Source organism: Dyadobacter sp. AC419, from assembly GCF_979253085.1.
Map to the genome: position 1 here is coordinate 119,524 of NZ_CEEDCD010000015.1, position 13,638 is coordinate 133,161.

Here is a 13,638-nt window from a genome sequence, read left to right on the forward strand (position 1 = left end):
AAAGTCCTGGTAACAACATTTAATTTTTAAGAAAATGAGATTCGGATATATTAAGAAATCATATAAATACATTGGCCTTATGGCGCTTATGCTCATGGGCCAGTCTTGCAGCGACCTGCTTGATGAAGAAGTAATTTCGAGCATTGGCAATGACTACATTAACACGCCGAAGGGCTTTGAAGACGCAGCGAAATCGGCCTATTCATCATTGCGCAACTATTACGGAACCCAGCAAGGGCTCACCATGACGGAGTTCGGAACGGACCCTTATGCGACCGGCGCAGATGGCGGTTACAAAGGTTTTCACTTTTACGACGCACAATTGCAGCCAACGGTTGATTACTTGGCGACGATCTGGGACGAGACTTATCGTGGAATTAATGTTTGCAATGCCGTGATCGAGCGTGCTCCGGCAGCAACAGTGTCTGATGCGGTGAAAAAGATGCGCGTGGCGGAAATGAAGTTTTTGCGTGCACATTATTATTTCCTTTTAATGCAGCAATATGGCGGGGTTGATTTGAGACTTACGGAAACGATTTTGCCAACCAAAAAAACCTCCCGCGCGCCGGAATCAGAGATTTATGCAGCCATCATTTCGGATCTGGAATCTGCATTGCCTGATCTTGAAGCCAAAGCAAAAGCAACAGATTATGGTCGTGCTACAAAGCCTGCCGCTGAGCATTTGCTGGCAAAAGTTTATCTGGCCAAAGGCAATTCGAGTTCAAAAGCTGCGGATGATTATACCAAAGCAGCGACTTACGCATCGAGTGTGATCAATAATTACACATTCAAATTGCTGCCAGACTTTGCGAGTGTTTTTGATCAGTCAAATCAAAACCATGATGAGGTTGTGTTCTCGGTGCAGTATACAACGGATACCGTTGACCAATGGAACGGGTAACAGCCTTCACCTTTATTTTGGAATGCAATATGACGTGCAGGCTGGAATGGTGCGCGATATCTTGAACGGCCGCCCTTTCAAAAGGCTTCGTCCAACGCAATACACGCTTGAAACGGTGTTCAAAGATCGCGTGAACGATTCACGTTACAAGAAAACTTTCAAAGACACTTGGATTGCGAACAACCCGGGCAAGTTTACAAACGTGTTTGACAACTCAAAAACTGAGGTGACTTATAAAGCGGGTGATACGGCGATATTTATTCCAGGTTATGAAATGCCGCTGGCAGAAAGAGCGAAAAAGCCATATCAGATTTTGGTGCCAAGCCGCTATGACGAAGCATTGTTTCCAACTTTGAAAAAATTTCTTGACCCATTGCGCCCTGACCGGACTTACGAGCCTGGAAGCAGAGATTATATGTGTTTCCGACTTGCTGACACGTATTTAATGCTTGCAGAAGCACAGTTACTGACTGGAAAAGTGAAAGAAGCGACCGAGTCTATTAATATGGTTCGTCGCCGTGCAGCATTTGCCGGAAAAACAGCCGCTATGGAGATCAAACAGGCGGATATGAACATGGAAATGCTAATGGAAGAGCGTGGACGCGAGCTTTTAGGAGAGCAAACCCGTTGGATGGATTTGAAACGTTGGGGAAATCTTGTCGAGCGTGTTAAGAAATACAATCCTCAAGCTGCACCGAATGTGAAAGAAATTCACTTGGTGCGCCCGATTCCGCAAACACAAATTGACAGAACGGAGGGTGGAGCAGCTGCATTCCCGCAGAATCCCGGATATTAAGATTGCACAAAGCATTTCAACATTCCCATCATGTGAGAGCACAACTCTTTTGCATGATGGGAATGCTCGCTAAAAAGCGGGTAGCATTTGCTGCATGAAGGCTTTGGGAATAAAAACGCATGACAACCGGCAGCTTATAACTTCCATTATCACCATCCGATTTGTAGGGGTGGCGATTCAAAAATGTCGTTTATATTAATAATGTACGGAAGTTGATAGGAGCCCGTTACTTAGATTACTTATTCAATAGAGTCTTTTTTACAATGAGAAAAAACAGGTTAACGCTGACTATTTTACTGCTTTCAATGACCATTTCCCTAGCGGATGCCCAGAAATCGAAAGACGGATGGGAAAATCTTTTCAACGGGAAAGACTTGACAGGCTGGAAACAATTGAATGGAAAAGCCAAATACGAAGTAAAAGATGGCGCCATAGTTGGCACATCCGTTACAGACACGCCGAATTCATTCCTGACAACTGAAAAGAATTACGGTGATTTCATTTTTGAATGCGATGTGAAAGTCGATAACAAGCTGAACTCCGGAATTCAAATCCGCAGCTTGTCAACGCCGGAATATCAAAACGGCCGCGTGCATGGTTACCAGGTTGAAATTGACCCAAGTGACCGCGCTTACTCAGCAGGGATTTATGACGAAGCCCGCCGCGGCTGGTTATATCCGCTGGATTTGAATCCGGAAGGAAAAAAAGCATTTAAAAAAGATGAATGGAATAAATATCGCATTGAAGCCATAGGCAGTTCAATCCGCACTTTCCTGAATGGCGTTCCGGTTGCGCATGTGATCGATGACATGACGCCGAGCGGGTTTATTTGTCTGCAAGTGCACGCCATTGGCAGTAAAGATCTTGAAGGAACGCAGGTGAGCTGGAAAAATGTGAGGATTAAGACCAAAGACCTGAAACCAAGTCCTGCGAGCAACATTCGCATCGTCAATCTCATTCCCAATTCATTAAACGAAGCGGAAAAAGCACAAGGTTATACATTGCTTTATGATGGTAAATCAGCGGATCAGTGGCGTTCATACGGCGGCACCGATTTTCCAAATAAGCGCTGGGCTTACAATGACGGCACAATCACAATCTCAAAATCAGACGGTTCCGAAACGGGTAATGACATTGTTACCAAGAAATTATACGGCCCTGCGTTCGAATTTGAATTTGATTTTAAACTGACAGAGGGCGCCAATAGCGGAGTTAAATATTTTGTAGATCAGAAGTTTAGTTCGGGTGGAAAATCGGGCATTGGTTGTGAATATCAGGTGCTTGATGATGAGAGACATCCGGATGCGAAACTGGGTAAAAACGGTAACCGCACCATTGCTTCTTTCTACGACGTAATTCCTGCCGACCGACCAAAAAATGCCGTAAAAAAGATAGGAGAATGGAACCAGGGCCGCATTGTTGTACAAAAGGACGGCACGGTTCAGCACTTTTTGAATGGTTACAAAGTGGTTGAATATGTGCGCGGTTCGCAGCAATTCAAGGATTTTGTGGCAGAATCGAAGTTCAAAGGTTTTGAAGGCTTCGGCCTTTCTCAGCATGGCAATTTGCTCTTGCAGGATCACGGGGACAATGTGTCATTCCGCAGTCTGAAAGTGAAGGAAATGAAATGATCAATTAACTTTTTATAATCAATATTATGACTAGCAGAAGGGAATTTATAAAAAATGCAGCGCTGGCTTCGGCGGGTGTTGCCGTTGGTTCAAATGCTTTCAGTGCAGCCAGTTACCGTAAGATTTTAGGTGCAAATGACCGTGTTCGCGTGGGCATAATCGGTTTTTCCGACCGTTTCCGCAGTTCGCTTGCGCCAAGTTTTTCAGATCATGCCAAAGAGCTCAACTTCGAATTTATGGGCGTTTCTGACCTTTGGAATCGCCGTCGAGACGAAGCTGAGGCGTTTATGAAAGGCAAGCCTTATGCTTCTGCTGAGTTTGCAAAAGCAAGAAATAACGAAGAATTGCTGGGACGAAAGGATGTGGATGCAGTTATCATCAGCACGGCCGATTTTCAGCATGCTTTGCATTGTGCAGAAGCAGTAAAATCGGGACGTGATGTGTATGTTGAAAAACCATTTGCCGAAACATTGGAAGATGCGAAAGTTGCTTTGAAAGCAGTTGAGGCGTCAAAACAGATTGTTCAGGTGGGTTCGCAGCGTCGCAGTGCACCCAATTACTGGGCGGCTTACGAATACATTAAGTCTGGCAAATTCGGTGACATTACAACCGTGGAAATGACCTGGAATGTGAACCAGCCGGGCCGTTGGAGACGTAAGGAGCTGGTTTCTCAGATCAGAAAAGAAGACACGGACTGGGACCGCTTCTTAATGAACCGTCCGAAAGTGGCTTGGAACCCGCGCTATTATCTTGAATTCCGTCTTTTCTATCCATATTCTTCGGGAATTCCAGGACAATGGATGGCACACCAGATCGACACAGTGCACTGGTTCTCAGGACTTGACGCACCGCGTAATGTTGTTGCAAATGGCGGCATTTACACTTGGAAAGACGGTCGGACAAATGTGGACACGTTTAGCGCAGCATTTGAATATGGTCCGTTTGATAACAAGGAAAAAGGCTTCCAGGTGATTTACTCGTCGCGTTTCAACAATGAAGCAGGTGGCGTGAAAGAATATTACTATTCCAATGGCGGGATGATCAATCTGGACACCAATAAAATCACTCCTGAGGGTGGATTGAAGGAAAGGGATGCCAAAGGAATGGGTCTAGAAGCAAATTTGCTTCCGGAAATGGCGCTTAAAACGGGTGATAAAATTGCTACGGATGCCAACACAGGCGCCGATCCGATGACTTCATTGCACATGCGCAACTGGATGGAGTGTATCCGCAGCCGCAAGGAAAGCAATGCACCGGCGCGCGTTGGATTTAACCATTCGGTGGCGAACATTATGGCGACGCAGGCATTGCATACAGGCAAGCGCGTTAGCTGGGATCCAAAGAAAAAGGAGATCGTTTTAAGCTAGTTTAATCTAATCATTTGTGAAAGTGAATGTTATAACAAAAAATATAGCAGCAACTGCATTGACCGTTTTTGCAATAAGTGGAGTGGTTCAAGCTCAAAAGGTTGATCTGGTAAATAATGAAAAGGATAAGAAGGTCGAGGTTAAAGTGGATGGAAAACTGTTCACAGCCTATTTTTATCCGGGTGAAGACAAGCTCAAAAAAGCAGTGCTTTATCCTGTTCAGACTGCAAGGGGAACATTGATCACGAGAGGCTGGCCGCTGGATCCAAGACCCGGCGAACGCGTTGATCATCCGCACCACGTCGGCATCTGGCTGAATTATGAAGATGTAAACGGCAACGATTACTGGAACAATTCTGACGCGGTTGATCACGCAAAACGCGCCTACGGAACGATTATTCACACGGGAATCAAATCCATGAAAAGTGGAAAAAACAAAGGTGAACTCGTTGTTACCGCGGATTGGAAAGATAAAAACGGCGTGCTGACTTTGCAGGAAACGACCACATATCATTTCAGCGGCAAAGGCGACCAGCGCATCATTGACCGCGCTACAACATTGACCGCGGTTTTGGATGAGGTGGCAATGCCGGATATCAAAGACGGCATGTTCGCCATTCGTGTCGCACGTGAACTGGAATTGCCTTCCAATAAACCGGAAATTTTCACAGACGCCAGCGGCATTGCAACGAAAGTGCCGGTGATGAATAATGAAGGCATAACCGGAAATTACCGCAACAGCAATGGCGTGGAAGGTGAAGCAGTTTGGGGCAAACGCGCAATCTGGTGTAATCTGACAGGAAAAATCAAAGATGAAAACATCAGCGTAGCCATGATCGATCACCCCGAAAAACGTGGGTTACCCGGCTTACTGGCATGCGCGTGGCTATGGTCTTTTTGCTGTAAACCCATTGGGAATGAAAGCATTAAGCGAAGGAAAGGAAACACTCAATTTCAAGCTGAAAAAAGGTGAATCCACAACATTCCGTTACCGGCTTGTAATCGCCTCAGAACATCTGAAGGACGATGCAATCAACGCCATGGCAGCCGATTACGCGAAGACGAAGTAGTCATAAGCATTAATGAATCGTTTGCAAAAGAGCCGCAGGAAACTGTGGCTCTTTTTGTTTATTATTGCGAATAAATCACACACTATATAACAATGAAGCAAGAGCATTACCCTGTCGCCAGGCTGGATCATCATTTCTATCAGTTTAATAGCATTGGAAAACATGGCATTATAAGCATGGCTATCATGTTTATGCCGCTCATTGCTGGCGTTTATAACTTAGGCTTCGGTGTTTGGGATCCAATTGGTAAGAATATTGATGATTCCATACAAACAAGGAATGGTGATGCGGACAAGATCCTTGTTACGGTAGCCAAAACAGCTTTGCACTTTTTAGATAAAAACCCCGCCGAAAGTCTTTTCGCAAGGGGTAGCTGCCCAATCAGGACAAGAAAGTATCAAATGGGCATCAATAAGTTCTTGAGAGATTTAGAAGGAAAGTATGCAGTTCAGGGCTTCAAAGATAAACCTGAGAGCAGTGCAATCACCGAACCCTTCGGCTTTTGGGAAGGTGAGTGGGAAGACTTTAAACCTGGCATTAACTATGATGCCTTTTTGTTATCTCTCAAATGATATGTATTTTTAGCTTAAACAAAATATGACAACACTATGGACACTACACGGCCAATACAAGAAAAGCAGCAGAAAATAGTCTTTGATGAAAGTGAGATCAAAATAATCAAAGCTCACTTTGCTAAAAGAGCAGAAGAAGCAAAAGCTTTCTTACTAGCCAACCCAATCCCAAAAGAGTTTTTGAAACGCAGCTCTGGCAATTCGCTCACCTAAGTAAGACATGAAATACAAATCTCGACGGAAGTTTTTACAAAATGCCGGTTTGGCGACGATTGCTTCGATTTCGCCGTTGGCCGCTGAGCCGGAAAGAGTTAAGGAACTGTTCATTCACCACGTTTTCTTTATCTGAAAGATCCGAATAATGCGCAGGATGAGGCGAAACTTTTGGAAGGGTTGAACAAGCTGGCGAAAGTGCCGACCATTCAATATGTGCACATTGGCAAGCCAGCTGAAACAAGCCGGTCCGTTATAGTAAGAGATTACGCCTCTTCCTGGATGTGTTTTTTCAAAAACATCATTGAAGAAGAAATTTACCAGACCCATCCCATCCACCTCGATTTCATCAAGGACTATTCTCATCTCTGGGAAAAAGTCGTTGTATATGATTCAGTTGGCCCCAAGAATGTCGGATAAGTGATCATAATGTTTGAATAGATAGAAATGAAATTTGGAGAGGCCAGCGGTAAACAGCTGGCCTTTTTGCTTTTATTACTAAATCTTTCGATCCTTTATAAGCATATGCAGCAACATTTCCGTTTCAGATTCAAAATACTCTTCACTTTTGCATGTTCGATTTTTGCGGATTTTACACAGCCCATTTTTGCACAAGGCATTCCGGAGCCCATTCGCTTGAACCAGATCGGGTTTTATCCGAGTGGACAAAAAATTGCGATTGTCTTAACGGATAAGCAGGCAACATTCGAGCTCAAAGATGCTTCAACTGGCAAATCCGTCTTCAAAGGGAAGCTCAGCGAGCCGCGAACCAATCAGCATTCAGGCAAGATCAGCCGCATTGCTGACTTTTCTGAGTTAAAAAAAGCTGGGAAATATTATGTTGAGGTTCCGGATTTGGGCAAATCTGCACCATTTGAAATAAAGCCAAAGGTTTACAAGGAAGTCGCTGCTGCGTCGCTGAAAGGTTTTTATTACCAGAGAGTTTCCACAGCATTACCCGAAAAGTTTGCCGGGAAATGGGCGCGTCCCGCTGGTCATCCGGATGATAAGGTGCTTATTCATGCGTCTGCGGTTTCGCCCGGGCGTGCTGAGAATGCAGTAATCAGTTCACCCAGAGGCTGGTATGATGCCGGAGATTACAACAAATACATTGTCAATTCCGGAATTACGATGGGCACATTGCTTTCGTTGTACGAGGATTATCCTGCATTTTGTGAAAATTTTATCACTAACATTCCCGAAAGCAACAACGGCGTTCCGGACATTCTGGATGAAGCATTGTGGAATTTGCGCTGGATGCTGACCATGCAGGATCCGGCGGATGGAGGCGTTTATCATAAGCTGACAAATCCAAGATTCGACGGAATGATCATGCCGGATGCTTGTAAAAACCCACGTTATGTGGTTCAGAAAACGACCACCGCGACATTGGATTTTGTGGCTGTAATGGCGCAATCTGCAAGGATCTTCAAAAGCTTTGAAAACAAATTTCCAGGGCTCGCCGACTCTTGCGTGACAGCTGCCGTAAATGGATGGGAATGGTCGAAAAAGAATCCGAGTGTGCTTTATAATCAGGAGGAAATGAACAAGAAGTTGGATCCGGATGTGGTTACGGGGGCTTATGGCGACCGTGATGCGAAAGATGAATGGATTTGGGCAGCTGCTGAAATGTATGCGCTGACGAAGAAGTCTGATTATCTGCAGGACATTGCATTGGAAACTGAAAAGCCGATGCCATTGCCGACTTGGAGCCAGGTGAAGGTGCTTGGATATTACACTTTGATCCGGTTTGCCAATGATCTGAAAACAGATGCAACGCTTGCCAACAGTCTGAAAAAGAATGTTATTTCCTATGCCAATGATTTGCTGGCAGATCTTGAAAAGCAGCCTTACCACACTGTAATGGGCAAAAATGCGAAAGATTATTCGTGGGGAAGCAGTTCAGTGGCAGCTAATCAGGGCATTGCATTGCTTTATGCATATAAATTAACAAACGATAAAAAATACAAGCTGGCTGCGGAAGGAAATCTGGACTATTTGCTGGGCCGGAATGCGACTGGTTACTCGTTTCTGACAGGCTACGGGTCCAAGCGTGTAATGCATCCGCATCACCGTCCGTCCGTGGCGGACGGCATTGCGGATCCAGTTCCGGGTCTCTTATCGGGCGGACCGAATCCCGGACAGCAGGATAAATGCACGACTTACACCAGTAAATTTGCGGACGAATCCTTCACAGATAATGACTGCTCTTACGCGTCCAATGAGATTGCAATAAACTGGAATGCGCCTTTTGTGTATTTGTCTGCTGCTATTGAAGCATTATCCGAAGCAAAATAGCTTACTGTTTTGTAGACTTTACGGGAACAGTCGGCGGCGTTTCGTTATAACCTTTATTATCAGTCATATTTTCTTCCTCTGACTCCTTAACCGCTTCTTTTTTGAGGGTTTTGGAAGGTTTGTCAGTGTCCGGATCTTGTTTTACATCACCTTTCGGGCCACCGTGTGTGGGGGAGCCGCCCTCTACATTTTCTTTGTTTGATTGCGTGTTCATAGTTGTCTCGATTTTTAATGTCATGCTCAATTTCCGTTCCCGGCGCATATACGTTTCGTTTGTTCACTTAATTCTACACATTTAGATAGAACCGCTTTTGTTTAAATTAGGCTTATAGATCTTAAATAGAGGCCAGGATGGATATGGAAACAGATAAGCTGATAATCCGGGAAGTTACGAGTGATGACAAACCAGTCATTTACGCGATGATATGCGGATTGGAAAATATGGAAATGGACGTTGCAGGGTTTGATTTTGCCTTTGATACAAATCTTAAAAACCCTAATATCCGCTATTTTCTTGCTGAACTAAACGCTAAGCCCGTCGGCATGGTTAGCTGCCACATTCAACCACTTTTGCATCACGCGGCATTGGTTTCAGAAATACAAGAAATGTATGTGGAACCTGCATATCGCTCTCAGCAGGTCGGAAAGGCGCTTATGCAGCATGTCACGGCGCATGCAAAAAGGATGGGTGCAATTCAGATGGAGGTCACTTCCCGCAATGTCCGGGAGCAGGCACACCGCTTTTATCAGCGTGAAGGGTTTGAAAAGTCGCATGTAAAACTTGTCCGTTATTTTAAAAACGACAAATAAAAAACCATCCGGTCAAGCGACCAGATGGTTTCTGCATTACCCTAAACCTTCAACTGCCATTAAAAACTAGTATCTGTCTCTGCGGTCGCGCGCCCAGCCTTCGCCTCTGCGTTCGCTCATTCTGCGCGTGTCGGCCATTAACCGGTGCAGATCTTCGCGAAGAATTCGGGTTTCTCTCAGGAGATAACCGGCCGCGGTGGCTGTAATCACGTTCGCGTTCCTGGATGCGGTCGTAGCGGTTCATCAGCGCATTCGCTTCGCGGGAGGAAAGTGTTCCGCGGTTAATGCCGGCTGCAATCTGCTGACGTGCTTCGCGCTGCAAATGGTTGATCTCAGACGTGCCTCCCTGGCGATATTCACCTCCCTGGCGATATTCACCTTCATAGCGATCGCGGCTGCTGTGACGTGTGCTGTATTGTGCTGATGCGCTTGTGAAACCTAATGCGATGAATGCGACTGCAAAAAATATCTTTTTCATGACCAATAAATTTTTAAGTTCATGGGTTAGAGGGCCAGAAAAGACATAGGTTTAAAAGGCGCTTGTTAATGATTGTTAAGGGAAAAAGCAGCCTTTAAACAGCAATAAGGGATGTTTTGATAATCAGCAGTTTAGCGCGTAGAAATGGAAACACGAATGGCTTCCTGCGCTTCTGAAAGAATTTCTTCGGCCTTTCTTCCCGCTGGTTCAATGCAGGGAAGGACGGTCCAGGAGAGATGAGAAAATGATTTAAGCGGAAAAATTCCTTTTGGATTAAATGCACCCGTGCCGTTGATTGCGATCGGAACAATCAATGCATCCGGGGCGCGTTTGAGTAAAGTCGCGACGCCGCCCGGGACAAATGGTTTCATAATGCCGCTCGCGGTGCGCGTTCCCTCCGGAAAAATAATGACAGACGTCTTTTCGTCATGGGTCAATTTCGCAAGTCGGGCAATTTCGGTTACAGCCTGCTTGCCATCTTTTCTGTTGATAAGTGCTGCGCCGCTTTTACGCAGGTTATAGGAAATGCTGGGAACGCCTTTTGCAAGTTCAATCTTTGAGACAAACCTGGGATGGTATTTTCTTAAAAACCAGATGATTGCAGGAATATCAAATGTGCTTTGGTGGTTGGCAACAAATATAATCGCACGGTTTTCAGGAATATCAGCGAGATTTTTGAGTGTGATCCGGGCGCCTGTAAGATATAATCCGAATGTTAAAAAGAAGTTGAGATAATCAACGACTACTTTATGGGTCTTTTTGCCAAAAACATTGTAAGCAATTACCTGAAAAACATGAAATACGAGCAGAGAAAGACCAAAATGAATTAAGTAGATAGCACTAAGAATGTAGTCAACGATTTTTTTCATCCGGGTTTTTTCTGCAAAAATAGTTTAAAACTGCCGTGAATATTCTAATTTTTGGGCCGTGAAATGATAAAAGTCATTCAAAACTTACATTAAATTCACGTAATTTGTAAATTAACAAACAGAGCATTAAAATAGAAAATATAATGGATAGCGCACTTTCAGCAGAAAGACTTGAAGTCATGCAACATGTAGGAAAGGACCTGAATGTGCTGATGACGGAATATTTTAAAGCCGATTGAGGAGAATTGGCAACCGTCGGATTTCTTACCCGATTCGAGTGACGAAAACTTTTTCAGTGAAGTAAAATTATTGCAGGAAAGCTGCCGCGAGCTGCCTTACGACTACATTGCAGTGCTCATCGGCGACACCATCACCGAAGAAGCGCTTCCCACTTACGAATCGTGGTTGATGGACGTTATCGGCGTTGATCAGGTGGAAAATCCTTCGGGATGGGCAGCGTGGGTGCGGAGCTGGACAGCAGAAGAAAACCGTCATGGCGACCTTTTAAACAAATATTTGTATCTGTCGGGGCGCGTGAATATGCGTGCGATGGAGGTTTCGACGCAGTTTCTGATCGCTGACGGTTTTGACATTGGCACAGACCGCGATCCGTATCGCAACTTTATTTACACTTCATTTCAGGAATTGGCAACCAATGTTTCGCACAGAAGAACAGCGACGCTTGCCAAGAAATTTGGTAACCCGCATTTGTCAAAAATCTGCGGAGTGATCGCATCAGACGAAATGCGCCATGCAAAAGCGTACAAAGATTTCGTTCGCCGCATTCTTGAAGTTGATCCATCCGAGCTGCTTCTGGCGTTGGAAGATATGATGCGGAAAAAAATTGTAATGCCTGCACATTTCCTTCGTGAATCAGGTGTGAAAATGGGTGATACATTTTCCCATTTCTCCGATGCAGCGCAAAGACTAGGCGTTTACACAACCAATGATTACATTGAAATCCTGGACAGTCTGCTGATCGAGTGGGAGATAGGCGCGGTAAGGAACATTAACGAAAAAGCGGAGAAAGCCAGAGACTACTTGATGGCGCTTCCGGACAGGTTAAAAAGAATCGCCGACCGGACAAGGATTCCGGAGCTGCAATACGAATTCAGTTGGATTAAATAAGAAAATGTCAGCCTCAACGGCTGACATTTTTATTTGATAAGCAGCACAGTTCCGTCTTTCTTCAAGACTTTTCCGTCGCTGGCAATTCCCTCGATACTCCATACATAGGCACCCGAAGTCACAGGGCTGCCTTTAAATGTTCCGTCCCAGCCTTTGTTTAACTCTTTTGTATAAAACACCAGCTGGCCCCAGCGGTTATAGACTTTGAAATAATTCAAACTTGTAATTTCATTTAAAACCGGCGTTAGCACTTCATTATTGCCATCTCCATTTGGTGTGAAGGCAGTGGGAACATTCAATTTCTCGCGGCGTATCACCCGAAGATTCACCGATGCCTGCCCCGAACAACCCATTCCGGAAGTGATTTCGACCGTAAAAGTTTGATCCTGCTGCAATGTAGCAATCGGACTCGGGCTCGCCGGATTGCTGAGTCCTTCCGGTGGCGACCACAGGAATTGGGCATTATTCAGATTGGTAACCTGCGGAGAAGAAGCGATGAGTTGAAATGGCACATTTGCCTCGATTGTCGCGTCCGGCGTGACTTTGACTTCAATTGCTGGCGCGATGCGGATATTAACCGTGTCCCGCAAATTGCATACGCCCAAAATCGCATTTACGACATATTGCGTTTCAACGGTCGGACTTGCAACCGGATCTTTGACATTCGGATTATCAAGACTTGGCTGAGCTTCCCACACAAAATTCTGCGCATTACTCGTCGTCCTCAACTGCACCGGATCACCTGCGCAAATGGTCGTGTCCGCGATGGTCTGAACTGTGAGATTGCTTGAAAACTCAACTTTTACAGGCTTACTGAGCACGCAGCCATTACCATCTTTGAAATAGACTTTATAGTCCGCCGGAGCCAGTTTGAAGATTTCACTGGGCTGATAATTGATTGAATCAATGGAATATTGGTAAGGAGTTTGCCCGCCTTCCGGTTTGATGGTTAGCGTGCCGTCACTGGACTGGTCACATGTGCCGGGAATAAGGTCAGTGGTGAAGCTGAGATGGCTTACCAACACATCCTTAATGTTGGTAATGGAGTTGTTACACTTGATGTTAGTGATTTTAAGCGCCACTTTTTTGTTGCCCGTGGTTTCCCAATTTACAACAAAAGGCCCCATTCCCGAACCGGAAAGCACTTTTGCACCATCGAAATCCCATTCAAATGTGTAACCGTCGCCAGGAACAGGAATCGTTCCCGTATATTTTATGTCAACCTTTTTATCGCGTTCACAGATATTATCAGGGATTATCGCAAAGTCAGCATTGGGATTAATGTTGGCCGTAAAGCATATTTCGCTAAAAGATTTTTCAACATCACTTTTGGAAAGAAACTGGTCACTGAACGACATATACCCAAATCGCGCACGGCCAGATTCGCACGAAACGGACTGGTCGTCCCTGAAAATGTAAATTGGCGTTCCGGCTTTCCCCACATATCTTCCGTCGGCATCGTTGTAAGACGCAAAAAGCATATTGTCCACATACACATCCATAAT

Annotated in this window: 12 protein-coding genes and 3 pseudogenes; 11 read left to right on the forward strand and 4 right to left on the reverse strand. The window is 45.1% G+C overall.

Going from position 1 to position 13,638, the window contains the following annotated elements; genetic code table 11:
- The first annotated feature begins 34 nt into the window (after positions 1 to 34).
- From AC0IYG_RS07840 to AC0IYG_RS07880, 9 genes and pseudogenes are all read left to right on the forward strand, one after another.
- A pseudogene (locus tag AC0IYG_RS07840) lies at positions 35 to 1,697 on the forward strand (RagB/SusD family nutrient uptake outer membrane protein).
- Between the two features lie 263 nt (positions 1,698 to 1,960).
- Complete coding sequence (locus AC0IYG_RS07845; protein WP_471710543.1) at positions 1,961 to 3,328, forward strand: 3-keto-disaccharide hydrolase; 1,368 nt, start codon at positions 1,961 to 1,963, stop codon at positions 3,326 to 3,328.
- A gap of 26 nt (positions 3,329 to 3,354) precedes the next feature.
- Positions 3,355 to 4,695 (forward strand): Gfo/Idh/MocA family protein, encoded by a 1,341-nt coding sequence (locus tag AC0IYG_RS07850; protein WP_471710544.1) that lies wholly within the window; start codon positions 3,355 to 3,357, stop codon positions 4,693 to 4,695.
- 43 nt (positions 4,696 to 4,738) lie between these two features.
- Positions 4,739 to 5,765: pseudogene (locus AC0IYG_RS07855) on the forward strand (DUF6807 domain-containing protein).
- Positions 5,766 to 5,857: 92 nt separating this feature from the next.
- Positions 5,858 to 6,337 (forward strand): DUF6934 family protein, encoded by a 480-nt coding sequence (locus tag AC0IYG_RS07860; RefSeq protein WP_471710545.1) that lies wholly within the window; start codon positions 5,858 to 5,860, stop codon positions 6,335 to 6,337.
- Positions 6,338 to 6,373: 36 nt separating this feature from the next.
- Positions 6,374 to 6,550, forward strand: coding sequence for a hypothetical protein (locus tag AC0IYG_RS07865; RefSeq protein ID WP_471710546.1), 177 nt, complete (start codon positions 6,374 to 6,376; stop codon positions 6,548 to 6,550).
- 7 nt (positions 6,551 to 6,557) lie between these two features.
- Positions 6,558 to 6,686 (forward strand): hypothetical protein, encoded by a 129-nt coding sequence (locus tag AC0IYG_RS07870; protein ID WP_471710547.1) that lies wholly within the window; start codon positions 6,558 to 6,560, stop codon positions 6,684 to 6,686.
- A 44-nt stretch (positions 6,687 to 6,730) separates the two neighbouring features.
- The gene (locus AC0IYG_RS07875) at positions 6,731 to 6,970 is read left to right on the forward strand and encodes a Dabb family protein (RefSeq protein WP_471710548.1); all 240 of its coding nucleotides are present in this window, start codon (positions 6,731 to 6,733) and stop codon (positions 6,968 to 6,970) included.
- Positions 6,971 to 6,997: 27 nt separating this feature from the next.
- Positions 6,998 to 8,848: a glycoside hydrolase family 9 protein gene (locus tag AC0IYG_RS07880; RefSeq protein WP_471710549.1), complete on the forward strand. Its 1,851-nt coding sequence runs from the start codon at positions 6,998 to 7,000 to the stop codon at positions 8,846 to 8,848.
- A 1-nt stretch (position 8,849) separates the two neighbouring features.
- Here AC0IYG_RS07880 and AC0IYG_RS07885 read toward each other — a convergent pair whose 3' ends face one another.
- On the reverse strand, positions 8,850 to 9,062 hold the full coding sequence (locus AC0IYG_RS07885; RefSeq protein ID WP_471710550.1) for a hypothetical protein: 213 nt from the start codon (positions 9,060 to 9,062) through the stop codon (positions 8,850 to 8,852).
- A 137-nt stretch (positions 9,063 to 9,199) separates the two neighbouring features.
- Here AC0IYG_RS07885 and AC0IYG_RS07890 point away from each other — a divergent pair, with 137 nt between their 5' ends.
- Entirely contained in the window at positions 9,200 to 9,658 is a 459-nt protein-coding gene (locus AC0IYG_RS07890; RefSeq protein WP_471710551.1) for a GNAT family N-acetyltransferase, read from the forward strand.
- Positions 9,659 to 9,707: 49 nt separating this feature from the next.
- On the opposite strand, the gene AC0IYG_RS07895 is transcribed toward AC0IYG_RS07890, so the two are convergent.
- Positions 9,708 to 10,136, reverse strand: a complete 429-nt coding sequence (locus tag AC0IYG_RS07895; protein ID WP_471710552.1) for a hypothetical protein — start codon at positions 10,134 to 10,136, stop codon at positions 9,708 to 9,710.
- Positions 10,137 to 10,267: 131 nt separating this feature from the next.
- Positions 10,268 to 11,005: a lysophospholipid acyltransferase family protein gene (locus AC0IYG_RS07900; RefSeq protein ID WP_471710553.1), complete on the reverse strand. Its 738-nt coding sequence runs from the start codon at positions 11,003 to 11,005 to the stop codon at positions 10,268 to 10,270.
- Between the two features lie 143 nt (positions 11,006 to 11,148).
- Here AC0IYG_RS07900 and AC0IYG_RS07905 point away from each other — a divergent pair.
- Positions 11,149 to 12,133: pseudogene (locus AC0IYG_RS07905) on the forward strand (acyl-ACP desaturase).
- Positions 12,134 to 12,162: 29 nt separating this feature from the next.
- On the opposite strand, the gene AC0IYG_RS07910 reads toward AC0IYG_RS07905, so the two are convergent.
- Positions 12,163 to 13,635 carry a gliding motility-associated C-terminal domain-containing protein gene (locus AC0IYG_RS07910; protein WP_471710554.1) on the reverse strand — a complete coding sequence of 491 codons (1,473 nt, stop codon included), beginning with the start codon at positions 13,633 to 13,635 and terminating at the stop codon, positions 12,163 to 12,165.
- Positions 13,636 to 13,638: the final 3 nt, after the last annotated feature.

Bases quoted from the DNA above. Each gene is read 5' to 3' on its own strand.
- AC0IYG_RS07845 (WP_471710543.1), top strand. From the start codon at position 1,961: ATGAGAAAAAACAGGTTAACGCTGACTATTTTACTGCTTTCAATGACC.
- AC0IYG_RS07850 (WP_471710544.1), top strand. From the start codon at position 3,355: ATGACTAGCAGAAGGGAATTTATAAAAAATGCAGCGCTGGCTTCGGCG.
- AC0IYG_RS07860 (WP_471710545.1), top strand. From the start codon at position 5,858: ATGAAGCAAGAGCATTACCCTGTCGCCAGGCTGGATCATCATTTCTAT.
- AC0IYG_RS07865 (WP_471710546.1), top strand. From the start codon at position 6,374: ATGGACACTACACGGCCAATACAAGAAAAGCAGCAGAAAATAGTCTTT.
- AC0IYG_RS07870 (WP_471710547.1), top strand. From the start codon at position 6,558: ATGAAATACAAATCTCGACGGAAGTTTTTACAAAATGCCGGTTTGGCG.
- AC0IYG_RS07880 (WP_471710549.1), top strand. From the start codon at position 6,998: ATGAAATTTGGAGAGGCCAGCGGTAAACAGCTGGCCTTTTTGCTTTTA.
- AC0IYG_RS07885 (WP_471710550.1), bottom strand. From the start codon at position 9,062: ATGAACACGCAATCAAACAAAGAAAATGTAGAGGGCGGCTCCCCCACA.
- AC0IYG_RS07890 (WP_471710551.1), top strand. From the start codon at position 9,200: ATGGATATGGAAACAGATAAGCTGATAATCCGGGAAGTTACGAGTGAT.
- AC0IYG_RS07895 (WP_471710552.1), bottom strand. From the start codon at position 10,136: ATGAAAAAGATATTTTTTGCAGTCGCATTCATCGCATTAGGTTTCACA.
- AC0IYG_RS07900 (WP_471710553.1), bottom strand. From the start codon at position 11,005: ATGAAAAAAATCGTTGACTACATTCTTAGTGCTATCTACTTAATTCAT.
- AC0IYG_RS07910 (WP_471710554.1), bottom strand. From the start codon at position 13,635: ATGGATGTGTATGTGGACAATATGCTTTTTGCGTCTTACAACGATGCC.